Origin of the sequence: Gordonia sp. N1V, assembly GCF_029269935.1 — a bacterium.
Classification (GTDB): Bacteria; Actinomycetota; Actinomycetes; order Mycobacteriales; family Mycobacteriaceae; genus Gordonia; species Gordonia polyisoprenivorans.
Genome location: NZ_JARJDD010000010.1, coordinates 137975 through 162645 on the forward strand (window position 1 = coordinate 137975; position 24671 = coordinate 162645).

The 24671-nt window shown below is 66.4% G+C and carries 22 protein-coding genes; 9 read left to right on the forward strand and 13 right to left on the reverse strand.

Going from position 1 to position 24671, the window contains the following annotated elements; translation table 11 throughout:
• Nucleotides 1-12: 12 nt before the first annotated feature.
• Together P3L18_RS14845 and nadB are read right to left on the reverse strand one after the other, a co-directional pair.
• The gene (locus P3L18_RS14845; RefSeq protein ID WP_276114476.1) at nucleotides 13-903 is read right to left on the reverse strand and encodes a hypothetical protein; all 891 of its coding nucleotides are present in this window, start codon (nucleotides 901-903) and stop codon (nucleotides 13-15) included.
• 159 nt (nucleotides 904-1062) lie between these two features.
• Complete coding sequence (nadB, locus tag P3L18_RS14850; RefSeq protein WP_079931431.1) at nucleotides 1063-2706, reverse strand: L-aspartate oxidase; 1644 nt, start codon at nucleotides 2704-2706, stop codon at nucleotides 1063-1065.
• A 182-nt stretch (nucleotides 2707-2888) separates the two neighbouring features.
• Here nadB and P3L18_RS14855 point away from each other — a divergent pair, with 182 nt between their 5' ends.
• The 4 genes from P3L18_RS14855 to P3L18_RS14870 all read left to right on the forward strand — a co-directional run bounded on the left by P3L18_RS14855 (nucleotide 2889) and on the right by P3L18_RS14870 (nucleotide 7753).
• Nucleotides 2889-4139: an MFS transporter gene (locus P3L18_RS14855; protein ID WP_276114477.1), complete on the forward strand. Its 1251-nt coding sequence runs from the start codon at nucleotides 2889-2891 to the stop codon at nucleotides 4137-4139.
• Nucleotides 4140-4195: 56 nt separating this feature from the next.
• The gene (locus P3L18_RS14860) at nucleotides 4196-4555 is read left to right on the forward strand and encodes a metalloregulator ArsR/SmtB family transcription factor (protein WP_020172626.1); all 360 of its coding nucleotides are present in this window, start codon (nucleotides 4196-4198) and stop codon (nucleotides 4553-4555) included.
• A 56-nt stretch (nucleotides 4556-4611) separates the two neighbouring features.
• Nucleotides 4612-6051 carry an AarF/UbiB family protein gene (locus P3L18_RS14865; RefSeq protein ID WP_276114478.1) on the forward strand — a complete coding sequence of 480 codons (1440 nt, stop codon included), beginning with the start codon at nucleotides 4612-4614 and terminating at the stop codon, nucleotides 6049-6051.
• Between the two features lie 109 nt (nucleotides 6052-6160).
• Nucleotides 6161-7753: a DUF3068 domain-containing protein gene (locus P3L18_RS14870; RefSeq protein ID WP_043456162.1), complete on the forward strand. Its 1593-nt coding sequence runs from the start codon at nucleotides 6161-6163 to the stop codon at nucleotides 7751-7753.
• A gap of 503 nt (nucleotides 7754-8256) precedes the next feature.
• Here the strand turns inward: P3L18_RS14870 and P3L18_RS14875 are convergent.
• Nucleotides 8257-9216 (reverse strand): alpha/beta hydrolase family protein, encoded by a 960-nt coding sequence (locus P3L18_RS14875; protein WP_006369317.1) that lies wholly within the window; start codon nucleotides 9214-9216, stop codon nucleotides 8257-8259.
• A 367-nt stretch (nucleotides 9217-9583) separates the two neighbouring features.
• Here P3L18_RS14875 and P3L18_RS14880 point away from each other — a divergent pair, with 367 nt between their 5' ends.
• From P3L18_RS14880 to P3L18_RS14900, 5 genes are all read left to right on the forward strand, one after another.
• A complete protein-coding gene (locus P3L18_RS14880; RefSeq protein WP_276114479.1) occupies nucleotides 9584-11245 on the forward strand; it encodes an FAD-binding dehydrogenase in 1662 nt (553 codons plus the stop codon).
• Nucleotides 11242-11742, forward strand: a complete 501-nt coding sequence (locus tag P3L18_RS14885) for a hypothetical protein (RefSeq protein ID WP_014358557.1) — start codon at nucleotides 11242-11244, stop codon at nucleotides 11740-11742. The genes P3L18_RS14880 and P3L18_RS14885 overlap by 4 nt, the downstream gene beginning before the upstream one ends.
• A 93-nt stretch (nucleotides 11743-11835) precedes the next feature.
• Nucleotides 11836-12897 carry a Dyp-type peroxidase gene (locus P3L18_RS14890; RefSeq protein WP_276114480.1) on the forward strand — a complete coding sequence of 354 codons (1062 nt, stop codon included), beginning with the start codon at nucleotides 11836-11838 and terminating at the stop codon, nucleotides 12895-12897.
• A 48-nt stretch (nucleotides 12898-12945) separates the two neighbouring features.
• Nucleotides 12946-13746: a family 1 encapsulin nanocompartment shell protein gene (locus tag P3L18_RS14895; protein ID WP_276114481.1), complete on the forward strand. Its 801-nt coding sequence runs from the start codon at nucleotides 12946-12948 to the stop codon at nucleotides 13744-13746.
• A gap of 692 nt (nucleotides 13747-14438) precedes the next feature.
• A complete protein-coding gene (locus P3L18_RS14900) occupies nucleotides 14439-15416 on the forward strand; it encodes an ISL3 family transposase (protein ID WP_276114482.1) in 978 nt (325 codons plus the stop codon).
• A gap of 462 nt (nucleotides 15417-15878) precedes the next feature.
• Here the strand turns inward: P3L18_RS14900 and P3L18_RS14905 are convergent, their stop codons facing one another.
• The 10 genes from P3L18_RS14905 to P3L18_RS14950 all read right to left on the reverse strand — a co-directional run bounded on the left by P3L18_RS14905 (nucleotide 15879) and on the right by P3L18_RS14950 (nucleotide 24668).
• Entirely contained in the window at nucleotides 15879-16415 is a 537-nt protein-coding gene (locus P3L18_RS14905; protein ID WP_079931439.1) for a VOC family protein, read from the reverse strand.
• On the reverse strand, nucleotides 16412-16633 hold the full coding sequence (locus P3L18_RS14910) for a ferredoxin (RefSeq protein WP_079931440.1): 222 nt from the start codon (nucleotides 16631-16633) through the stop codon (nucleotides 16412-16414). The genes P3L18_RS14905 and P3L18_RS14910 overlap by 4 nt, the downstream gene beginning before the upstream one ends.
• Nucleotides 16630-17871, reverse strand: a complete 1242-nt coding sequence (locus tag P3L18_RS14915; RefSeq protein ID WP_079931441.1) for an FAD-dependent oxidoreductase — start codon at nucleotides 17869-17871, stop codon at nucleotides 16630-16632. Before P3L18_RS14915 ends, P3L18_RS14910 begins: the two co-directional genes overlap by 4 nt.
• 70 nt (nucleotides 17872-17941) lie before the next feature.
• Nucleotides 17942-18652 carry an SDR family oxidoreductase gene (locus P3L18_RS14920; protein WP_172398939.1) on the reverse strand — a complete coding sequence of 237 codons (711 nt, stop codon included), beginning with the start codon at nucleotides 18650-18652 and terminating at the stop codon, nucleotides 17942-17944.
• The gene (locus P3L18_RS14925; RefSeq protein ID WP_276114483.1) at nucleotides 18649-20115 is read right to left on the reverse strand and encodes an SRPBCC family protein; all 1467 of its coding nucleotides are present in this window, start codon (nucleotides 20113-20115) and stop codon (nucleotides 18649-18651) included. Before P3L18_RS14925 ends, P3L18_RS14920 begins: the two co-directional genes overlap by 4 nt.
• A 52-nt stretch (nucleotides 20116-20167) precedes the next feature.
• Complete coding sequence (locus tag P3L18_RS14930) at nucleotides 20168-20701, reverse strand: 3-phenylpropionate/cinnamic acid dioxygenase subunit beta (RefSeq protein ID WP_079931444.1); 534 nt, start codon at nucleotides 20699-20701, stop codon at nucleotides 20168-20170.
• Nucleotides 20682-21629, reverse strand: coding sequence for a hypothetical protein (locus P3L18_RS14935; protein ID WP_079931445.1), 948 nt, complete (start codon nucleotides 21627-21629; stop codon nucleotides 20682-20684). Before P3L18_RS14935 ends, P3L18_RS14930 begins: the two co-directional genes overlap by 20 nt.
• Nucleotides 21629-22204: a cupin domain-containing protein gene (locus P3L18_RS14940; RefSeq protein ID WP_079931446.1), complete on the reverse strand. Its 576-nt coding sequence runs from the start codon at nucleotides 22202-22204 to the stop codon at nucleotides 21629-21631. Before P3L18_RS14940 ends, P3L18_RS14935 begins: the two co-directional genes overlap by 1 nt.
• Nucleotides 22201-23673: an aldehyde dehydrogenase family protein gene (locus tag P3L18_RS14945; protein ID WP_172398940.1), complete on the reverse strand. Its 1473-nt coding sequence runs from the start codon at nucleotides 23671-23673 to the stop codon at nucleotides 22201-22203. The genes P3L18_RS14940 and P3L18_RS14945 overlap by 4 nt, the downstream gene beginning before the upstream one ends.
• Complete coding sequence (locus P3L18_RS14950) at nucleotides 23670-24668, reverse strand: dihydrodipicolinate synthase family protein (protein WP_079931448.1); 999 nt, start codon at nucleotides 24666-24668, stop codon at nucleotides 23670-23672. The genes P3L18_RS14945 and P3L18_RS14950 overlap by 4 nt, the downstream gene beginning before the upstream one ends.
• Nucleotides 24669-24671 lie beyond the last annotated feature (3 nt).

Consider the following 24671-nt stretch of genomic DNA (forward strand, 5'->3'; position numbering starts at 1 on the left):
CGCTGTCGGCGGTCAGTCGCGCCGCAGCGCGGCGGCCAGTCGCGACAGAGCTGTCGCGACGTCATCAAGAGCGTCGCCGACCTCGGTCAGGCCCAACGTCGGCTGCGGATCGTGCGCCGGGGCAGATTGTTGCTGCGCCGCGAACTCCGAGGGGGCAGGCGTCGGAGCGGTAGCCACGTACGGCTCGTCCGGCGCGAAGGTGGGCTCCGGACGCGAGGCGGGGACGTCGAAGCTGTGGCGTCGGCCGTGGTAGGGGGTCTGATCGTGCGGGGGCGCCGAGTCGGTGGACCGACGGCCGCCCCGATAGTCCGACTCCCCGACCATCGGCGGCTCGGACCTGGAAGGTTCCGGCCTGAAGGGTTCGGGACGGGAGGGTTCGGGACGGGAGGGTTCGGGGCGGGGCGGCTCCGGCATCCGATGCGACCCGCGTGCACCGGCCCCTGCGACCGGCAGGTCACCGGTGGACGGCCCGTGGGATCCGCTCGGACCCGGTGCCGTGCCCTGCGTCGAATACTCGGGCCCGGGCGCCGAGGAGTGCAGCCCGGCATGGCCGTGACCGCCCGCGGCCATCCCCGACATCGCGGTCGGTGCGTGACCATTGGATCGGACGTAGAGGTGCGGCCCGGGGTGGCCGTGGAAGTACAGGCACGGGGCGTTCTCCAGCGAGCGCACCGGGCACGGATTGCGTTCGATCAGCGACTGCGCGTGCGGGTCGAAGTCGTTCCACTCCAGCCAGAATCGCCGATCATTGCGCGGCGACGTGCTGCCGTCGGTGGCGTGATTGCCGCGGTGACCGATCGGCAGGCGACATTCGAGCATCCACCCGGCCGACTCCGGGAGTCCCAGCGCGCGGCGTTCGGCAGCCGTACTGACCACCGTCGACCAGCAACCCTCGCTGTCCATCGAACCTCCCATTCGCGCGGTCCGACCGCGCTGTGCCCGGTGGGTCCACGCGTCGTCCACCGAGGGCGGACGTTGCCGCACCGACAGCCTGCTCGTCACCATGTGCGGTAAGAAAACGCGACCCCCGCCGGTCAGTGTACGAAGGAAGACCCGTCGGGGCTACCCCGGGACGCTCACCGGCGCGGCGTCGGCGACCTCGGCAATCACACCTCGTGCCAGACCGAAATACCTCGACCTCGCGTCGACGTCGGACCGCGGGAAGTCCGAACGCACGTGGCAGCCCCGTGATTCACGGCGCGCGGCCGCCGCGGCCACGACCACACCGGCAGCCAGGGTCAGCGACGCGTCCTCGGCGTCGGCGACCCCGGCGATCCGGCGCATCGGCGCCGACTCCAGCAGCGTTGCGACCTCGGCGAGCCCCGAGGCGTCGCGGCACAGCGCGACGTGGCGGCTCATCGCATCCTGGAGGGTCGTGCGGTCGAGTGCGGGTAGGTCCTCGTGACCGCGCACCTCGTCACCGTGCACCCCGTCGACGGCGGCGCCCCGGATCGCGTCGCGGTCGGTCACCGCGACGCCGGCCGCGCGGATACCCATGACCACGCCCTCGAGCAGGCTGTTGGAGGCGAGTCGGTTCGCGCCGTGCAGACCGGTGCGGGCCACCTCGCCGGCAGCGAGCAGACCGGGCACACCGGTGCGGGCGAAGGTGTCGGTGACCACGCCGCCGCACTGGTAGTGCGCCCCGGGTACCACCGGGATCAGGCCGGAGTCGAGGGACAGCCCGGCCGCCCGCACGCCGGCGGTGACCGTCGGGAATCGGTCCGCGAAGCGATCGATACCCGAAATGTCGAGGTAGACGCACGGATGGCCGGTGCGGGCGAGGGCCGCCATCGCGGCGTTGGCGACGACGTCGCGGGGAGCGAGATCGCCGAGCGGATGCACGCCCGCGGTCACCGACGCTCCGTCGGCGTCGACGAGCCGTCCGCCCTCACCGCGGATCGCCTCGGTCACCAGGGTTCGGCGCCCGCGCTCTCCCGGGGTGTACAGCATCGTCGGATGGAACTGGATGAACTCGAGGTCGGCGACGCAGGCCCCGGCACGAAGCGCCAGGGCGATTCCGTCGGCGGTGGCCCCGGACGGATTGGTCGTGGCCGCATACAGATGCCCCGCACCGCCGGTGGCCAGCAGGACCGTCGGCGCCGACACGACGCCGGGTTCGCCGACCCCACCGTTGGCACCGCCGCGGACGTAGGAGACGCCGACGACACGGCCGACGATGTCGGTGAGCACCCGCGTCACCACCGATTCGTCGAGGCATTCGATGCCGCCGGCGGCCTGCGCCTCGCCCAGCGCCGCCCACAATGCGCGTTGCACGGCCGCGCCGGTCGCGTCGCCACCGGCGTGCAGGATGCGCCGTACCCGGTGGCCGCCCTCTCGGGTGCGGGCCAGCGCACCGGTGGGATCGCGGTCGAATTGCGTTCCCCACGAGATCAATTCGGAGACCGCCGCCCAGCCTGCGTCGAGGATGGGGCGGCTCGCGGCGGGGTCGCTGAGGCCTGCGCCGGCAGCCAGGGTGTCGGCGAGATGGGAATCGACGGAGTCGGCGGGGTTGTCGGGCATGACCACCGCGACACCACCCTGCGCGTAGAAGGTGGCGGTGGCCTGTTCGGTCCGGTCGGTCTGCCATCGCGGGCCCTTGTGCACCAACACGACGCGTAGTCCGGCAGCCCGTGCGGTGAGTGCCGCGGCGATACCCGCCACTCCCGCGCCGACCACGACGAGGTCGGCGGATCGCGACATGGCCATGGTCCACCTCTTTCCTTGCTCCCGTTACAGCGGCTGCGGCGACGGGAATCTGTGTCGAACAACCAGCGGTGCACGTTTTCGATTCCCAGTCGAAAACCTCTCCCGGCGGACTCTACGCCATCGCGTGTGTACGACATATCTTTTAGGTGCGCAGATGCGCACATGTGGGTACAGTTCATTCGGTGCGGACCCTGCTCACCAACGCGACGTTCGGGCGGCTGTATCTGGCGCAGATCGTGTCGCTGGCCGGAACCGGACTGATGACGGTCGCGCTGGGACTACTCGCCTACCGCCTGGCCGGTGATGACGCGGCACAGGTCCTCGGCGCGGCGCTGGCGGTCAAGATGGTGGCGTATGTGGTGATGGCGCCGGTCATGCGCGCGCTACTCGCACGGTTCTCCCCGGCCCGGGTGCTCATCGGCGCGGATCTGACCCGCACGGCCATGGCAGCGTGTCTGCCGTGGGTGGAGCACACGTGGCAGATCTATCTGCTCATCTTCGCCCTGCAGACGGCGTCGGCGACGTTCACGCCGACGTTCTCCGCGACGCTGGCCCACGTCGTTGCCGACGAGATCGACTACACCGCCGCGGTCTCGGCGTCGCGCGCCGCCTACGATCTCGAGGCGCTGCTGAGCCCGCTACTCGCGGCCGCATTGTTGACCGTGTGGTCCTACTCGACGCTTTTCGCCTGCACCGCAGTCGGTTTCGTGTGCTCGGCGCTGCTCGTGCGTTCCTCCGGCCTACACCGCACCCACCTCACCTCTCCGACGATGACCACCTTTGTCGACAGGCTCGGCTCGGGTGTGCGAATCATGTTCGGCCACCGCGTGTTCCGTCGGATCCTGTGGGCCAACCTCGCCGTCGCGGCGGCGACCGCGGTGGTATTCGTCGGCACGGTGGTCTACGTCCGCGCCGATCTGCACGCCAGCGACTCGACCGTCGCCGTCGCGCTGGCGGTCTTCGGCGGCGGATCGCTCGTCGCGACACTGCTCGTACCCGTGCTGTCCCGACGCGTGGGGGTGGCGATGGTCTTGCTCGCCGGCGCGGGTACGTGTGCCGTCGGGTTGGCCGGCGCCGCCTGGTGGCTGGCCGCACAGCCCGGTACCGCGGCCCTGTTACTGACCTGGGTGGTGCTCGGTGCAGCCACCTCACTGGTCAACACCACCGTGCCCCGGCTGATCCGCGACCGCACCCCGACGGCGGTGTGCGACGACGTCTTCGCCGCGCAGTTTTCGTTGTCGCACGCGGGGTTCCTGCTGACCTACTCGATCGCCGGCTGGGGTCCGGCACTCGTCGGTTCGGCCGGAACGGTCGGCGTATTGGCCGCGCTGGCCGCGGTGGCCACCGGATTCGCGACGTGGACCGGCCGGGCCGACACCGTCGACGAGTCCGCGTCGTCGCCCGCGCGGCTCGCGATCTCTCCCCTACGATGACCTCACGGCGCGCCCGAGCCGCCGCACCGCAAGTGAGGTCAGGTGGACCAGGTCAGATGAAGGTCGAGGACGACTCGCCGACGCCGAGTCTGCACCATCGTGTACACGCCGACCCCGAGCTCCTCGGCACCGCGGCGTCGACCTTCTCGATGCTCGCCGACCCCACACGCCTGCACCTGTTGTGGCTGCTCACCGAGGGTGAGGCCGATGTCTCCGCGCTCACCACAGCGGTCGGCGCGTCACGTACCGCGGTCAGTCAGCACCTGGCCAAACTGCGTTTCACCGGGCTCGTCGACACCCGCCGGGACGGCCGCCGGGTGATCTATCGCATCCGCGACGGTCACGTGAGCCGTCTCGTCGCCGAGGCAATCAATCACGCCGATCATCGCGTCACCGGAGAACCCACCCACGAGTAGCACCCGGACGCCCACGAGCCGGGTGGACGAGGTGACGCTCGGTACACTGGCCGGCGGTGACGATCATGAACAAACCCCTAGTCAACTCCCCCCGCACGGAATCCTCCGGTCTTCTCGATCCGCATGAGCAGGGATCGGTGCGCACGCAGTTGCGACCGGTGTCGCCGCTGTCGGAGGCCTACCGATTCGGCTCGACGGCCGTGCACGCCACGGCCGGTGTGGCCCGGTTTGCGCTCGGCACCGCCACCGACGCGCTGCGGCTGCGCCCGCCGACCGCACAGCGCACGGCCCGACGCGCAGCCCACGAGGTCCGCACCACCTTCGAGCATCTCGGACCCACCTACGTGAAGCTCGGTCAGCTGATCGCATCGAGCCCGGGAGTCTTCACCGAGACCCTGGCGTCGGAGTTCGAGTCGCTGCTCGACCGGGTCTCCCCGGCCGACGATGCCGACATCCGTGCACTGTTCATCGAGGAGTTCGGCCGGCCGCCGGAGGACGTGTTCGCGACCTTCGACACCGAGCCGATCGCGTCGGCGTCGATCGCCCAGGTCCACACGGCGACGCTGGCCGACGGCACCGAGGTGGTCGTCAAGATCCAACGGCCGGGCATCGGTGAGCGGCTGGCACCCGACGTCGCCATCCTCGATCGGTTCGCGGCGCTGGCCGAACTGTCGGAGTACGGTCGCATGCTCAGCGCCCGGCACGTCGTCGAGGACTTCGCGACCGGCCTCGACGCCGAATTGGATTTCCGCAACGAGGCGTCGACGATGCGCGAGTGGTACGAATGCCTGCGCCCGGGCCCGTTCGGCGACCGGGTGCGCGTGCCCGCCGTCTACGACGAGTTCACCACCGCCCGCGTGATGACGATGGAACGCATCTACGCCACCCGCATCGACGATGCCGCGGCAGTCCGCGCCGCCGGGCACGACGGTGTTGCGCTGTGCCGCAATCTCCTTTTGTCCCTTCTGGAGTCGGCGTTCCACGGTGGCCTGTTCCACGGCGACCTGCATGCGGGCAATGTGCTCGTCGACGACGCGGGCCGGCTCGTGCTGCTCGACTTCGGCATCGTCGGACGGTTCACCCCGCGCACCCGGCGCATCCTGCGTCAGCTCGTCGTGGATCTGATCGTGCGCAACGACTACGAATCCGCCGGACGCGCGATCTTCCTGCTCGGCGCGGTACGCAATCCGGGCTCGACCACCGCGGGCGGTGCCGACATAGAGAAGGTCGCCAAGCCGTTGTCGAGCACCGACCTCGGCTCGATGAGCTACACCGATCTGGGCCGTCAGCTCGCCGCCGTCGCACGCGCCCACGACGCCCGGCTGCCACGCGAGCTCGTGCTGGTGGGCAAGCAACTCCTCTACGTCGAGAAGTACATGAAGTTGCTGGCCCCGCGGTGGAAGGCGATGAGCGACCGCGAGATCTACGGATACATGGCCGGGATCATGAAAGAGGCCGAGCGTGATCGTCGATCGGCGGGATCGGCGGGCCGCTGAGCCGATGGGCGAGGCGTTGGACCGTGCCGCGGGCACCCGCCATTAGGGTGGAACGCAGTCGCGAGCGCCCGACGATGGCTCGACGTCGCCAACCTGAGGGAGACGATTGATGAAACGAGTGTTGCCGGCGCTGCTGGCGTTCTTCGGCGTGGCCTGCATCACCGCCGCGATCGCCATTCCGCTGGCCCTGGTCCCGCAGCTCCGGGTGGTTCCACTCGATCTCGACATCACGTCCAATGCGACCACCGTGCCCGCCGACGGTTCTCCCGGTGAACGCTTCCCGGCGGTCATTTTCGATCGCTGCTCGATCGGTCAGGCCAAGGCCGAGACCCTGCAGGCGCACCTGACCCAGCAACGCCGGTCGGTGATCGTCGACCCGTCGGATCGTCGGCAGGCCACCGTCCAGTCCGCACAGACCGTGCAGGTCGACCGCACGCGCACCGCGGGCGGCGACGAGGCGCAGCCGCCGGCTCCCAACGCCAACGGGGACCTGCAATGCAACGACGGTCTGCTGACCGCGAGCATCGATCGGGTCTCGGTGAGCCGCAAGACGTCGGTGCCGAATGGCACCGTCAGCTCCCTGCAGGTCGAGGCCGCCCCCAAGGGTGTCGACGCCAAGGACGTGTCGGTCCAGCTCACCAACCGCAAGGGCTTCCAGTACAAGTTCCCGTTCGACACCAAGAAGCGTTCGTACCTCGTCTACGACCTCAACACCCGCCAGGACACCGACGCCAAGTTCGTCGGCGAGCAGACCATCGACGGCGTCAAGACCTACCACTTCCGGACCCAGGTCCCCGAGACCGATCTGTCGACCCTGCCCAACCCGCAGAACGAGGCCGCGCTCGGCACCATGCTGACGATGCCGGCCAAGTGGTGGGGCATCACCGGTGCCGGTGTTCGACCCAACGACCAGGTCAACATGCACCGCTACGCGACGGCGACGCGTGATCTGTGGGTCGAACCGGAGACCGGCACCATCGTCGACGGCCGTGAGGACCAGCATCAGTACTTCCGGTCGCCGTACAAGGACGACGACTCCACCCCGGCCGCGGTGCGCAACTATCAACTCGACGCACTGAAGGGCACTTTCGCCTGGACCGACGGCACCGTCTCCGAGCAGGCGTCGAAAGCCAAGCACTACATGGGATTGCTGAAGCTCGGCAATCTCTGGTTGCCGCTGATCCTCGGCATCGTCGGTGTGCTCCTGCTGCTCGCGTGGCTGCTGTTGCTGCTGCGCGCCCGCCGCAACCGCCCGACCGATCCCGACGACGACCTGGACGGCGAGGCTCTGCGGGACGCCGAACGCCGCGGCGAGGTGCCCGACGGTGACGAACCCGGATGGGACGAACCCGGATGGGACGAACCCGGCTCGGAGGAGCCGACGGTCGTCGAGCCGAGCGGTGCCGCTGCGGCGGCACCGACGGCGGTCATCGCCTCCCAGCGCTCTCGGCACAGCGCCCCGCAGTCCCCCAATCCCGAGGACGACGACAGCGCCTATCTGTGGGATCGTCCCACCCAGCGCATCCCCCGCGTCGAGGGACCGGCACCGAAGATCGACGGCGATCGGGACTTCCGATCGATCGACGATTCACCTTCGGCGCCAACGGGTTCCGAGGACGTCGCCCATGACGGCGGCGCCCACGAGAAAGGCGACCCCGACGACGGTGAGACGTCGGTCTTCCGGCGGCCGCCCACGGAGTAGCCGATCGCGGGCGGGTCGGTCATCGCGGGGCGGTAGCTCATCGCGGGCGGTAGGTCATCGCGGGCAGTTGATCGAGACCCGACAGAGCGAGGCCCAGCACACCACCCAGGCCGACTGTCGGGTCCCCCACGACCGCGGCTCTCACCTCGCAATCGTGTAAGTCGGCTTATACCGTGGCTGACTGAACGTCCGCCGAGGTGAGTGGGTGAGCATATGTGGCGTTTCGGTGCACTGGGTTGCGCCCTGGGCGGCGCGGTCGCCGGCGTGCTGATCTCGACGTCCGTCGCCGCACGGCAGGCGGCACACATGCTCTCCCCGACACGGGCCGCGCACCCCGCCCCCACTTCGGAGCAGCCGAGTACGCGCACGGACCCGGTTTGCCGACCCATATAGGTCTCCCCACACCCGTCGCAACGAAACAACGAGGGCCGGTGATCAATGATCACCGGCCCTCGTTCGTGGTCGTTCAGGCGCTCGCAGGCGCTCTGACTCCGATCAGCGGATCAGAAGAACGCCGGGGCGAAGGTGCTGCCCCACGACTGCTTGAAGTCGGCCTGCCAGTAGTCCCACCAGTGATCGCCATCGGGGGTGATCCGCGTGGTGAGCTGGATCGGGAGGGTGCGCAGCCGTGCGATGTAGATCTGGCTGCTGGTCGACGCGGCGACCTCGAGCGGAACCATCTGCGCGAAGTGCACCGCGTTGAAGTTCGGGCTGCCCGGGGTGATCGATGAGTCGTAGCGACTGCCCATGCCGGTGCCTGCCGAGATGAAGACGCGATGGCCCGACAGGTTCCCCGCAGAGAGGAACGGGTCGTTCTGGAACCACTCACCGGCCGGGTAGAAGCCCCACATGTTGTTGGGGTCGCCGCCCATGGTCGAGACCGACGCCTGGATGCCCTGGGTGAAGCCGGGCATGGTCACCGTTGGGTAGCCGCTGTAGGACGCGACGGCCTTGTAGAAATTGGGGTGGCGAGAAGCGAGGTTGAGCGCCGAGGTGCCCGACATCGACAAGCCGGCGATGCCGTTGCGCTTGTTGTCGCTGTTGTGCTGCTTCGCCATGTAGGCGGGCAGCTCGCGGGTCAGGAAGGTTTCCCACTTGTTGATGCCCAGCTTCGGGTCGGGGCGCTCCCAGTCGGTGTAGAAGCTGCCGCCTCCGCCGAACGGAATCACGACATTGGTGCCCTTGCCGCCCATCCAGCGGGCCACATCGGTGTTGATCAGCCAGCCACTGTTGTTGTTGGGCGCACGCAGGCCATCGAGCAGATAAAGGGTCGGCTTGGGGCCTCCGCCTCCTCCGTCGACGATGCACACGGGCACGGAACGGTGCATGGCGGCGGAGTAGACGTTCTCCACTCCGCAGCCGTTGGCAGCATGGGCGGCTGGCGCGGCAACCGTGGTGACACCGGCAACGGCGGCCAAGGCCACCATTCCCGCCACCAGGCGCTTACGGGCGCGAGTCAGCATCAGTTGTCAATCCTTACGATCGTGACCCGAGCGGGCTCGTTCACATGGGTGGTGCGGGGTGGTGGCGGCTCTCCGCCCGGGACGATCCCCGTCGCGGCCGATAGTAACGGCCCCATAACACCGCGGCAAAGGCGCTCGAGGGGCCACCACCCACTGCGACAGATCCTGCCAGGCTCGGGTGACTGCCGTCACCTGCACCAATCACGGTTGGACGTCGACTTGATCACATCGGAAAAAGAAATCTGAGATGCGGTCCGAAATGTCCTGAGAGTCCTTAAAGAGTTGTCGGTGAATGCGTGACGCACCGCACCGGTGCCGATCAGGTGTCGGGCGCATTAGTGTCGGTGTCGACTCTCAGGGAGGTCCAGTGACTCAGCAGCAGCAGGCCGACGCCATCGTGGTCGGGGCCGGTTTGGCCGGACTTGTCGCCACCTATGAACTCACCCGCGCCGGACGCAAGGTGATCGTCGTCGATCAGGAGAACCGCAACAATCTCGGCGGGCAGGCGTTCTGGTCGTTGGGCGGGCTGTTCCTCGTCGACACCCCCGAGCAACGGCGTCTCGGCATTCACGACTCCGCCGAGCTGGCACTGCAGGACTGGATGGGCTCGGCCGGCTTCGATCGCGACGACGAGGACTACTGGCCGCGACAATGGGCCCGCGCCTACGTCGACTTCGCCGCGACCGAGAAGCGGCAGTACCTGCACGACCTCGGCTTGCGGGCACCGCTGGTGGGTTGGGCCGAGCGTGGCGGCGGATTCGCCGACGGCCACGGCAACTCGGTGCCGCGATTCCATCTGACCTGGGGCACCGGCCCCGAAGTGGTGCGAATCTTCGCCGAGCCGGTGCTCGACGCCGAGCGGCGCGGCCTGGTCGAGTTCCGTTTCCGCCATCGCGTCGACGACATCGTCGTCGAAGACGGTATGGCGGTCGGGGTGAGGGGTGCCCTGCTCGAGCCCACCGATCTGGAGCGCGGAAAGGCGTCGAGCCGTGAGGTGGTCGGCGACTTCGAGGTCCGCGCCGGCGCCGTCGTGCTCACCACCGGCGGGATCGGCCACAACCACGATCTGATCCGCGAGAACTGGCCGGTGGAGCGCCTCGGGCCGGCGCCGAAGACGATGATCGCCGGCGTGCCCGCCCACGTGGACGGCCGGATGCTCGGCATCGCCGAGGACGCGGGTGCGAGTCTGGTGAATCGCGACCGGATGTGGCACTACACCGAGGGCATCATCAATTGGGACCCGATCTGGCCCAACCACGCCATCCGGATCATTCCCGGACCCTCGTCGATCTGGCTCGACGCCAACGGTGACCGGCTGGCCCCGCCGAATTTCCCCGGCTTCGACACCAACTCCACGATGAAGGCGATCCTCGCGACCGGTCACGATTACTCGTGGTTCATCCTCACGCAGTCGATCATCGAGAAGGAGTTCATGCTCTCGGGTTCCGAGCAGAATCCGGATCTGACGCGCAAGGATCTGAAGTTTGCCGCCAAGAGCCGCTTGGCCAAGGGAGCCCCGGGACCGGTGGCCGCGTTCGTCGAGCACGGTGAGGACTTCGTCGTCGCCGACAACCTCGCCGAACTCGTGCACGGGATGAACAAGATCACCCGGGGCCCACAACTGGATCTGCAGAAGGTCGAACGCATCATCTCCGCGCGTGACGCCGACGTCGACAACAAGTTCTCCAAGGACGCGCAGCTGATGGCCATCACCAATGCGCGGCAGTATCTCGGCGACAAGGTGGCCCGGGTGGCCAAACCGCACAAGATCCTCGACCCGGAGCACGGCCCGCTGATCGCAGTCCGCCTGAACATCTTGACCCGCAAGACCCTCGGTGGACTCGAGACCAACCTCGATTCGGCGGTGATGCGACCCGACGGTTCGGTCTTCGAGGGCCTCTACGCCGCAGGCGAGGTCGCTGGTTTCGGTGGTGGTGGTGTCCACGGCTACAACGCGCTCGAGGGCACCTTCCTCGGGGGCTGCATCTTCTCCGGGCGGGTCGCGGGGCGGGCGATCGCGCGGAAATGAGCAGGCGCGGATCGCGGACGCGGGCCCGCCTCATCGGTACGACCGGTGCGCTACTCATCCTCATCGGCATCACTGCATGTGACTTCGACGCGGGTGTGCCTCGACTGAAGTCGATCGACGCCGACGAGATGGCGACGGCGCTCGACGACGAAGAACTCCGACTCGTCGATGGCTGGGCTTTCGGCCAGGCATTCCAGCAGGACAACGCCTTCGTCGGCAAACCGAATGTCTATGCCCGCTACGACGGGGCACCCGACACCATCGAGACCACGAGAAATCATCCGCCGGGGCCTACCTACTCAGCGTTCTCTCCGACCACCTGCGACAGCGTGGCCGGCGAGAGTGTCCGGCACAAGAACCTCGGGTTCTCTTGCGTCCCCGGCCTGCGCCTGTTCGAATCACATCGAGGCACCCCCGGCGACCTCCAGTCGGTGACTGCCCTGATCCTCGGCGACGGGGTCTCCGCCCATCTCTACGTCAACATCGAGGGAACTTGATCCATATATCCTGAAAAGGCTTGCCTGATCTCATCTTTCGCAGGGTTGCCTCAGTGACCACGGCCATCCGGTCAGTCGGATAGGGTAGACGACGTGCCGGTGCCGCAGACGATCCTGACACGCAAGACCAAATACGCCCTGTTCCTGGTCATGACGATCAACGAGGGCGGCGAGTCCGGTGTTCGTGACTTCCTCGCCGAACTGGGCTCCCGTATCAACTCGGTGTCTTCGCGTGCCCCCGATCAGGCACTCGCCGGGATCATCTCGATCGGCTCGGCTGCGTGGGATCGCCTCTTCGAGGGCGCGCGACCACGATCGCTGCGGCCGTTCGTCGTCTATGAGGGGCCGGTGCACACCGCACCGGCCACCCCGGCCGATCTACTCCTGCACATCAAGGCCGACCAGGCCGACCTCTGTTACGAGCTCGGCAGACTGGCCATGAACGATCTCGGCGACGCGATCACCGTCGTCGACGAGGTCCATGGCTTCCGCTACTTCGATCTGCGTGACCTGATCGGCTTCGTCGACGGCAGCGAGAATCCGGTGGGACAGGCGGCGATCGACGCGATCACCGTCGGCGACGAGGACCCGGCATTCGCCGGCGGCAGTTACGTCGCCATTCAGCGCTACCTCACCGACTTCGCCGCCTGGAACGCCATCGGCGTCACCGAACAGGAAAACGCCATCGGCCGAACGAAATTGGACAATGTCGAGATGTCCGACGATGTGAAGCCCGCCAACTCGCACATCGCGCTCAACGTCGTCGAGGACGCCAACGGCGAGGAGATCGACGTCGTCCGCGACAACATGCCCTACGGAAACGTCTCCGGCACCGGCGAACTCGGCACCGGAGAGGCCGGCACCTTCTACATCGCGTACTCCTCGGGTCCCGACGTCACCGAGGAGATGCTGCGCAAGATGTTCATCGGCGACCCGCCGGGCAACTACGACCGACTCCTGGACTTCACCACTGCAGTCACCGGCGCCCAGTTCTTCACCCCGACAGTCGATTTCCTCGACGACCTACCCCCGGCTCCGGCTGCCGGCACCGAAGACGACGAATCCGACGACGCCCCACCGACGACCGCCGAACCGAGACCCACCGCGCCGTCGCGTCCGAGCGACGGGTCGTTGGGCATCGGTTCACTGCACTGACGCGCACTGCCACCCCGATCGATCCGACCACCACCAAGGAGACGCCTCATGAACAACCTGCATCGCGAACTCGCGCCCATCTCCACCTCGGCGTGGGAGGCGATCGAAGAAGAGGCGACCCGCTCGTTCAAGCGCAACAGCGCCGGGCGTCGGATCGTCGACGTCAAGGGGCCCCTCGGACTCGAGGCGTCGTCGGTCACCCGCGGGCATCGATCCAAGATCGACTCCCCCGCCGACGGCATCCTCGCCTTTCAGCGCCATGTGCAGCCGCTCGTCGAACTGAAGGTCCCGTTCACCGTCACCCGCGAGGCCATCGACGACGTCGACCGCGGCGCCGAGGACTCCGACTGGGATCCGGTCGTCGACGCCGCACGCCAGCTCGCGCTCGCCGAGGATCAAGCGATCTTCGAAGGCTATGCGGCCGCTGGGATCTCCGGCATTCGCGCCGAGACCAGCTCCACGCCGATCGCGCTGCCGGAGGACGTCCGCGACTACCCGGAAGCGTTCAGTCAGGCGCTCTCCACCCTCAAACTCGCCTCCATCGACGGCCCGTACTCGATCGCGGTCTCCGCCGACGTCTACAACCTGATCAACGAGACCTCCAACCACGGATATCCGATCCGCCAGCACATCCAGCGGCTGATCGACGGCGACATCGTGTGGGCGCCCGCGATATCCGGCGCCTTCGTATTGTCCACCCGCGGCGGTGATTTCGAGCTGACCATCGGTCAGGACGTCTCCATCGGCTACGACTCGCACGACGGCGACACGGTGAACCTGTACTTCCAGGAGTCCTTCACCTACCTCACCTACACCGGCGAGGCGGCGATTGCGTTGACAAAGGGCTAAGGCCGTTGGTGGCGAAGCCATCTCGCATACTCTCGCCCATGTCGATGAGCCGCGAAGTCGGTGAACATGGGCCCGACCAGACGGTATCGATGCCCTGTGCTGCGCTCAGCCGATGGTCGAGCACCGCCCAATGGTCGAGTACCGTCCTTCCACATGGAAACATGTTCGCGGCAAAGGGGATCCGAGTTTCGTGACCGTTCTGGTCGACCTCACGTGACGAGCATGTGGCGGTCACCTACGCCGTCTACCAGGACCTGATCGACACCTACGACAGCGTGCGGTCACTCACCCACTCCGACGGCCTGGCAGAACGCCCCCACGCACTCCGAATCAGGAAGGACCGGTTGTCCGTCGACTGGGCGCTGTTCCCGGCGTGTGCGCACCCTCCGCATCGACTGGACGTCGCGTGCTCGCAGGGACTCACGCATCCGCAAGCCGGTGCGTCGGTCGGTTGGGCGCGGCCCTCCCATACGCTGGTCGGAACGGCCTCACCGATCGGATCAGAGGGTGTAGAGAATTTCGCGCGCGGCGCGTTCGCCCGAGCGAACGGCGCCATCGATATAGCGGCTCTTCAAGCTTGAGCGGGCAATGCCTGGTCAGAGGCCGGCGTGTCGATGACGTGAGACGCCCCTGGTCTCCGGAAATCTGGATGTTGCGACACATTCAAGATTTCGGTGAGGAGTACCAGGGGCATGGCTGATGTTACGTCGTTGTTGTTGGGTCTGGAAGGACTCGAGGTCAGGGCTGTCTCGAGGCAGGTCGACCGTGTTCGGGTGGTCGATGTGGTCACCGGCGATCCGGAGGCGGCCCGGTGCCCGGACTGCCGGGTGGTCTCGACGTCGGTGAAGGATCACGCGGTCACCCGGCCCCGCGATATCCGCTATGAGGATGATCCAATCCTGTTGCGGTGGAACAAGACCCGATATCGGTGCGGGAACCCGGACTGTGAGCGTGCCACGTTCACCGAATCGATCCCGCAAGTCCCACCGCGGCGCCGAACAACGACGCGATTGCGCACTCAGGTCGGCCGTGCCGTCGGGGACGCAGCCCGCTCGGTGGTCGAGGTTGCCGCCGGAGTCGGCGTGTCCTGGCCGACCGCACACGCCGCGTTCGTCGAGCACGCCGACCGGGTACTGGGCACCCCGCAACCGGTGCGCGTCCTGGGGATCGACGAGACCCGCCGTGGCAAGCCCCGCTGGGTCCGTGACGCCGACGGACGACGCTGGGTACGCATCGGCCCGTGGGACACCGGGTTCATCGATCTCGGTGGCGATCAGGGCCTACTCGGGCAGGTCGAGGGCCGCACCAGCACGGCCGTCACCGACTGGCTGACCGCGCAGTCCGAGGAGTTCCGCGACCAGATCAGCCACGTGGTGATCGATCCGTCGGCCGCCTACGCCGCCGCGGTCACCGACGCCTTGCTGCCGAACGCGCAGTTGGTGGTTGATCATTTTCATCTGGTCAAGCTGGCCAACGACATGGTCACCGCGGTGCGTCGGCGGGTCACCTTCGACGCCCACGGTCGCCGCGGTCGCACACAGGACCCGCAATGGGCCAACCGGCGACGACCGCTGAGTGCGCGAGAACGACTGTCGGACAGATCATTTGCGAAGATGTGGAATGCGTTGATCGACCACGATCCCGGCCACCGACTTTCGATCTCCCCATGATTCGAGCATGCCGACGCCTTTCACTGATCCGGATTCGCTACACCGGCGATGAAAGAAGTGAACCATGCCCATCCCGGCCACCCACCCGGCGGCGACGATGCGAACGACGGACATCTCGGCGCATCGAGTGCGCGGCGACACCCGCGAGACCGTTCAGGGTCAGCACCGGAGGTGGAGCGGCGAGATGAAAGCCGTTGTTGCCCTTCACCCATCGGTGATGGCGATGCCGGTGGCCACACCAGGCGCTCGCCACATTCGGCCACTCCGGTGGGTGATCACGGTCGCACCGGTCACGTGGGGCACGGTGAACACCTCAACAGCACCCCTCCTCGCGGCCGATATCCTGCCCCGATCCGCGTCCTACGATCTCTCGGCCACCATGGGGCGTGCGGCACTGTGGGATCAACGTTTCGCAGTATGGGGTATCGCACGGGTTGTCGGACTGGTTGTCTCGGCCCGGGGTCAAGGGGCGGTCGGATCACCCAGCACAAAGTCCGGGGCACCGAAGACGAAGTTCTCGGGAATGTCGGCGATCTCCATCACCGTACCGAGATCTTCCTCGGTACCGAAGTAGGCAAATCTGAGTTGCTCCATGTAGGTACCGGTTTGCAGCAGCGAGTATCCGTCGGCCTGCAAAGTCGTCACCGCCGAATCGAATAGATCGCCCCGAGCGTCAAAACACAAGTGCTGGATACCTTCACCACGCTCGTCGAGGAAATCCTGATAGATCGAGAGACCTTTGACCGGCTCGATGACCTCATAGGTCATCTCACCGATCCGGCACAGCGCCATCAGGATCGTCGACGACTTCTCGACCCGACCCCGGTAGGTGTATCCGGTCAGGTTCGATTCGTCGACGGTGTAGACCGCCCAGGGACCGATCCCCAGCCGAAGCATGCCGTCGACGGTCCTGCGCAGGTCCCGCGTGACGCGAGCGACCTGAAAGAGCGGTCCGACAGAGTAGTTGGGAAGACCCAGGGGCTGCAGTTCGGCACTCATCTTTTCTCCTCGTTGATTCGATCTTGCTCGTCATCGACGATGACGAGTGCTTGCGCCGGACACCGTTTGGCGCCTTTACGCGCGGCTATCGCTTGCTCACCGACCGGCTCGGAGATCAAGATCTCGACCTTGGCGTCGGGCAAGTCGTACACGTCAGGAGCGGCAGCCACACAATTGCCATAGGCCAGGCACGCTCCGCGATCGACCTCGATCCTCATCGTGCCGACCCCATCGCACTGGGTACCGCCGCACCAAGGACCTCGGCTGCATCGTCGAGGGAGCCGCCCTTGTGCACGTGTCGCCGCAGGCCGACGATGCTGCGGGTGGCTGCAAGTCCGATACACCCGGTGACCAGGCCGTCACGCCGATGCAGGTACACACCCGCCGGTGCGTCCGCGGCGACCGCAAAACGCTCTATCTCATCATCGGGACGAGGTCGGCCGAAGGTCTCGATGCGCACGCCGAATTGATCGGACCACACATAGGGCACACTGTCGAATTCGGTTGCGGCGTCGCGACCTGCGAGCAGATTGTGCGCGGCACGCTGCCCCTGTTCGGCTGCGCTGGTCCAATGTTCGGAACGTCGGGCGATGGTGCCGTCGATCAACCGGATGCGAACCACGTCGCCGGCGCCGACGATGGAGTCGCCGGCAAACAGAGTGCGATCACAGACCAGACCGTCCTCGATCTGCAGACCCGAATTTGCCAGCCATTCGATGTTGGGTACCGCACCGATCGCGATGAGTGCGGCATCGACCGACTCCGAACTCCCATCGGCCAAGGCGATATCCACCGAACCGCTCGAGCCGACCGCGGGAATGGACACTCCGCTCACCGATACCCCGGTTCGCAGACGTACCCCCTTTTCCCGCATCAGCTCTGCCATGTCTGCACCGACCTGCGCACCGAGGACGTCTCCCATCGGCGTCGAGGCACGTTCGATCACCACGACGTCGGCGCCGTTCTCGGCGGCCACCGAAGCCACCTCGGAACCGAGGAAGCCGCCGCCGATCACGCCGAGGACCCGGCCACTGCGAACGTGCTCGGCGAGTCGACGGGAATCGTCGAGGCTACGAATGGTGTGTAGGCGGGTTCCGTCGGCGACCAGCCCCGGAATCATCCGAGGTCGTGCACCCGTGGCGATCACCAAACCGTCATAGGGCAGAGTCGACCCGTCGTCGAGGAGCACGAGGTGCGCACCCGAATCGACTCCGACCGCAGCGGTGGCCATGCGGGTCTCGATGCCGAGATCGGCGAGTTCACCGTCACCGATCAGTGCAAGACGCTCGACCGACCACTCGCCACTGAGATATTGCTTGGATAGCGGCGGCCTGTCGTACGGCAGATGCTCTTCGGCGCCGACGAGCACTATCGAGCCATCAAATCCTTCGTCGCGCAACGTTTCTGCTGCGCGTGTGCCGGCCAGCGATGCGCCGACGATCACCACGGTCTGCATGTTCTCGTCCTTCTGTCGTAGGCTTCCTCGGTCGTGACGGTCGGCGCATCCACGCCGAGCGATTCGGTGCTCACCACTGCCACGGCAACAGGCCGACCGGGATGACCGCGCCGGTCACCCATTCCGCAGCGGTCAATGCGACAACGCTGTCGGCCACCGCCCGTGGATCAAGGACGCGGCCACCGAAATTCCGCGGCGATTCGCCCTGCGCCGACGTCGAGATCGCGTGACGCGCCTGGGCCAACATGGCGGTCTCGGTCGCTCCGGGGAGGACGACGTTCACTCGAATCCCGTGATCGGCCAATTCGATTGCCGCAGTGCGTGAGAAGCTGATCAACGCCGCTTTGGACGCGCCGTACGCGCCGAGCTCGGCCTTGCCGTAGGCGGCCGCCGACGCGACATTGATGACGCATGATCCCGCACCGAGCCCGTGCATTGCGGCGTTGAGCACGGTGGCCGCCCCTGTGACATTGACGTGCAAGCAGTGCTCCCATTGCGAGGGATCGGTGTCGGCGAGCGATCCCGCCGGACGCACCGCTGCCGCATGAACCACCAGATCGATTCGCGCACCGGCAATCTCGACAGCTCGCACACAGTCCATGGGCTGCGCAATGTCGCCGACCACTCTGCTCACACCCGAGTGCGCGCCGTCGTCGGGATAATGCAGATCGAGCGCGACCACCCGATAGCCATCGGCACCCAACCGTTGCGCCACCGCTGCGCCTATCCCCGCCCCCGCGCCTGTGACCAGCGCGGTGCGTTGCGCGGCAGTCTCGGTCACACCCCGGCCCTCGCGCTCGGGGACTGCGCAATCGTGCCATTTCCGATCGTGTTCGGCGTCGTCGGCTCGGTCATCAGATCCGCCCAGCTCTCACCACTGGTGATCCGGGCCCACCGTGCATAGAAGTTGCGAGCGTTTTCCTCGGTGGACCAGTGTGTGGACTCGACGGCGCCGTCGAGGGAGCACGGGGTGGTCATTCCGATGCCCTGGGCATAGTTGTAGTCGAAGGTCTGCGCCTGGGTTCCGCGGCTGGCATTGGTCGCATAATCCCAGTTCTCCATATCGTCCTGCTCGGTCATACCGCCGGGACCGGAGTACCGCAAATAGTAGTGCCGCAACCACTCACGGGCATCGGCACGCATGTCCTTGTCCACCACATACCAGCGCCACATCTCGGTCTCCCATGGCGAGACCGGGTGCGCCACCAGAATCGACTTGGGAAAGCCCAACGCGTGAAACGACATCGACGGAAACAGGGTGGCCGGGCCATTGGCCCCCGGCGGAGCACCCTGCTCGCGTCGAATCTCTTGCTTACGCGCGTTCATCTCGGCGAAGTACTCGGTCAGCTCCGGACGATCGGTGAACGTCGGCGACGGCCGCACCTCGTCGGGGGAATCGCACGCACCGTGACCGAGCAGCGGATAGGACACCGACCGCTGGAACTTCGCGCGGCGCGCGGCGAGCGCGTCGGGGCCGGTCCCGTGCCGGGTCCCGCCCGGGCCGGCAGGCCCGATACCGACGGTCTCCACGCTCGAATGTGTGGTGTCGGCGTGATAGGAGTCGCCCAGAAAGTTCTCGGCGACAAACTTCCAGTTTGCCGGCACCCGCCACCGTTGCACGCCGGCAATGGTTTCGGCACCCGCTCGCACCCCCGCCATACTGTCGGCAAGATTGTTCAACCAATGCACAAAAGTACCGACGTAGTCGGCGAAGTCGGGGGCGCCGGCGTCCCAGGTGGCAAAGATCAGGCCGCGATAATTCTCCACCCGACCGGGACGCACCAAACCCCAGTCCTCGCGTCGGAGCTTACGCCCGTAGGCGCCACCGAACTGTGGTACCCCGAAGAGATCGCCTGGCGTGTCGACGATTTCACCGTCGATCGAATACGACCAACCATGATACGGGCAGGTGAAGGTCATCGTGTTGCCCTCGTCATATCGACAGATCTTCATACCCCGATGTCGACAGGAATTGAGCAGAACGTACACCTGGTCATCGGTTCCTCGCGTCATCAAGACCGCGTCGGTGCCCATCCGCGAGGTGAAATAGTCTCCGGGATGGGGGATCTGCGACTCGTGTCCGACGAACAACCAAGCGCGGCCGAAGAGATTCTTCATCTCCATCGCGAAGATCGACTCATCGACGAAGATCTGCCGACTGATGATGCCGTTCTCGACATCAACGAGGGCGGAGAGGTCGGGAGGTGTGTGATCTGCCTGGGTGCGATCGGGCTGGGTGATCATGGCGCGGACCTTTCGTCGCGTGCGCCGGCGCTGGGAATGCCGGCGGTGGGAGTCAGAAGAAGATGGTGAGGCTTTTGGCCAGGAGTACGCTCTGGTCGAGGTGGACCACACGTTGCCGGATCAGCCATCGATCATCGCGGCGCACGAGCACGTCACGCCGACGACCGATGAAGGTATCGGTTTCGGTGTCGACCCGGTTGCGGGTGACGACGAATCGGGAGGTGACCTCGATGTCCTCGGAGGTCACCTGCACCAACCGCACATTGGAAATGAGGTGCGTGACCCGCGACACCGGCTCCTCGGCCCAATGCTCGCCGGTGGCGAGTTGGCGCACACGCATCGTCAGGGTCGTCTTGTCCTCGTCGAACCACATGGCGTCGTGGCCCGCGCGGGTGAACTCTCGCTCCGGTGTTTCGGCAGAGATGTTGCGGCGCAGTGGGATCTGATAGCTGATGTCCTCATGGAGGAGATCGAGCCATTCGAGGTACCGCCGCTCGTCGAGTAGATCGGCCTCTTCATACAGGAACTGCTCGACATCGAACTGCAGACCACGCAGTTCGCTCAGATCAGTGGAGGCAAGTGTCATCGGATCGCCTTTCGCTCGTCGCGGTACCGGGCCGGGCATCGGAGAAGCTGCGACGTGGGGTGCCGACCCCGTACGCCACACCCATGCCGGTGATCCACGGCTCGACCAATTCGTAGGAAGTGAAATCTGCCTTGGCATTTCCAGCCGCAGCCCACGCCGCAGCCCAGGTCCGAATCTCATTGGCGCCACCACCGCGACGATCGAGCTCGTCTTGGGTGAGATCATGAGACCACCCGAGATCGGCCCGGGTCATCGCGTCGAGGATGCTGCGATCCCATTGCTCATCGAGATAGGTCAGCGCTCCGGCAATCGATTCTCGTCGCTGATCTGCATCGAATCTGCGGGCGCCGGGAGCAGGTTCGGGGAACGGCGGGTTGTGACTCAGTCCGCCGGTGCCCACGAACAGGACCTTGTCGTCCCGCTCGGCGAGCAGTTCGCCGATCACCGCACCGACGTGCGCTGCACGCCGCACCGGGAACAGTGGAAAGCCAATGGCATTGATGACAATCGGGATCAGCGACACCGCGTCGGGTCGGGTGAACAATTGCATCAGGGTCAGACCCATCCCATGATCGACCGACACTCCCTCCGCAACGGCGAGATCGACATCGGCGGCCACGGTGCGGGCGTACAGATCGGCGGCGAGCGGTGAGATGTCCAATTCGCACTCGGGAATGTCGAACTCCGCGAGCGTCTTTCCTGAGATCACCCCGGTGAACGGCGGCCGGATACTGTTCAACAGATTCATGTGGTCCGGGGCGAACAGGACCACCACATCGGGACCGAAGTCTGCGATGAACGCCTTGGCCTGCTCGACTGCTCTCCGATAGATCGGCCCGGCAGACTCGTTGCCGGGCAACGTCATGAACGGGCTGTGTGACAGACACAGATAGGCGCGATCGGCGCTGCGCTCGAGACCGGTGTCCATCAGTAACCCTTCGACATCGGCGCGCGCCCACTACGCTGCTGATCATCCTGCAGAGTGCGCCGGTGCTCATCCCAGGTGACAAAGCCCGCCGACACCCGGTAGTTCAGGCCGAGTGAGTCCAGCAGCCGAGAGTTCTCGACCAACAGCATCCGCACCCCCTCATCAGCGCTGTCGTTGTAATGCCGATGCCAGTGCATCGTTGGCACGCAGATGAAATCCCCTGGGCCCCAGGCAACTACCGCGTCTTCGATCTCGGAGTGCCCGTGACCCGACACCACCACGTGGACGGCCTCGTGATGATGCTGCTGCATATCCGAGGACTCCCCCGGACCGAACTCCTGGAGGAACAGTTCAAAGGTCTTCATCGGCGATGCGAGCACAGGACCCAGCCGGGCCGGATTCGTGCCCGACGGGGTGTACCAGGCCACATCTTCGGCTCGCACCAGATAGGAGTCGTCGGAGTTCACTCGGGGCAGAGGGGTTCGTTGGATTGCGATGTCGGCACGGAACTCGGCGAGAGCGACCGCAGCGCTGATCGCCTCGGTCTTGTCAGTGGTGCTGCGCTGCGTGGTCATCGGGCCTCCTGGGTCGGCTTCGACGAACGGATGGCGTGCTCCTCAACGAACTCCGCGAGACCGCAGTCAGCGCGTTCGCGTCCGATGCCGCTCTGTTTCACACCACCGAAAGGCATGTCGAACGACAGCGACCACACGTTGTGGGAGTTGATGAATCCGCAGCCGGCAGACACACGACGGGCCACCGCCATCGCCCGATCCTGGTCGGTGCTCCACACCGATGACGCCAGCCCGTACTCGCTGTCGTTGGCCAACATGACGGCGTCATCAACGCTGTCGTAGGCGATGATCGGGATGGCCGGACCGAATTGCTCGGTGACCACCAGCGGATGGTCGGCGCTGATGCCGGTGACCACCGTGGGCAGCAGGTAGTGGCCGCGGCTCTCGAGATCGGCTGCGGTGTACCGGCCTCCGCGGTGAATCGTCGCACCGCTGCGTTCAGCGGAGTCCACGAGTGTGATCACGCGAGCGCGTTGCGCCGCGGAGATCAGCGGCCCGAAAACCACGCCCTCATCCAAACCATGGCCGACCACACATTTCTCGAGCCAACCGGTCATCGCTTCGACGAGTTCGGTTGCGCGCGTCCGCGCGACGTAGATGCGCTTGACGCCGAAACAGATCTGACCGGCGCGGGTGAACACCCCACGACACAGTCGGTCGACGAGTTCGTCGATGTCGGCGTCGTCGAGGATGAGTGCCGGGTCGTTGCCGCCCAGCTCCAATCCGACGCGTTTCACGGTCCCCGCCGCCGCGGCGGCGACCTTGCGTCCGGTGTCGGTACCCCCGGTGAACGAGACCGCGCGGATGTCGCGATGTGCGGTGAGCATCGCCCCTGCCGCATCGCCGTTGACGATGTTGAGGACGCCGTCGGGTAGTTCGGCAGCGATCGCGCCGAGCAGCCGGCTCAGGGCCAGCGGTGCCAGCGGCGACGGTTTGACCACCACAGTGTTTCCGGCCACCAACGCCGGCGCCACCTTGCTCAATGCCAACACCATCGGCGAGTTCCACGGGACGATCAGTGCCGTCGGGCCCACCGGATCACGCGCGATCACCAGCGATGACGACTCGTCGACACGCACGGTGTCGGCCAGAAATCGCGGCGCCCGCAGGAGCGTGTCGGTGGCCAACGCCAGACCGCGAGCGATATCGGTGCTCGCTTCGGCGTAGAGGGCACCGTTCTCGCGCACCAGGAGGGTCGCCAAGGACGGCGCCAGCGCATGCGCGGCGGCTACCCCGCGTGCCAGGGCCGCTACCCGATCCTCGGTGGCCAACTGTTCCCAACCGTGGCTCGCGGCCACCGCAGAGGCCACCGCGGCGTCGACGACGTCGGCATCGGCATCGGCGATCACTCCGACGACATCATCGATCCGGCCGGGGTCGGTAACCTCGGTGGTCGGTCCGCTACTGCGCCACCGACCGCCGATGAGGTGTCCCACTAGCGTGTCGGTGACCACCGATCCGGCCGTCACTGCACACTCCCCGCGTTGACCGCACCCGCGTCGGTGCTGTGCAGACGATGCATCTGCGCCAATCGCCGGCCCGACTCGCGGGCGCCCTCGGCGTAGTCGTCCGGGCATGCGGTGTAGGGCGGTCGGGCCGGGCCGGCGGCGATGTATCCGGCCTCGTTGATGCGGATCTTCTCCAACTGCACGTTGTATCTGGAGAACAGTTCGAAGCTGCCGTTGGGGAAAAAGGTTTGTGCCGCATGCTGATACTGCGCGCCGATCTCGTCGATCCGGCCGGCATCGGCCGCTGAAACGGCCTCACGGAGCGCGACCGCCGGGGCCGGCCCACACGACGCACTGCCACTCCAGCAGGCCTGCACGGTGCCTTCGCTGAGACGCCAGGCGGTCGGCCAGTCACGCTCGACCGGCAAGATCGCCATCGTGCCTTCGGTGGCTGCGAGGTCGGCGACGAAAGAGGGGCCCATCATCGGATACTTGGTGGCAACGATCTGCGGGATCTGCGCGAGCTGGGCATAGGCCTGGGTGGAGATCCGACCGCGAAAGGACACCGGATTGTCATAGATCACGATCGCGAGATCGTCGACGGCTCGCGCCACATCGGAATAGAACCCGACCGTCGCGGTGTCGTCGCACGGCGACCACATCGGTCGTCCGAGCAACAGTCCCGACGCCCCCATATCAGCGAATAGCTTTGCTCGCGTGATGGTATCGCGAGTATTCAGTGTGGTCGCACCTATGAAGACCGGGACTCGTCCGGCGGCCGTCTCGATCACGGTGGCGGCGAAATCACGGTGCTCGTCGAAGGTGAGTGTCGCCCCCTCCCCAAGAGTGCCGTTGGCCATGATCGCATCGACGCCGTCGTCAATGAGCGCTGACACCGCTCGGGCGGTTTCGGTGTGGTCGACGGTATCGATCGCTGCGGGATCGGAGGCATTGGCAGTCGCCGGTGTTGGGATGATGGCCAACACGCCGCGGATATCCGAGGTGTCTACTCGCATCGG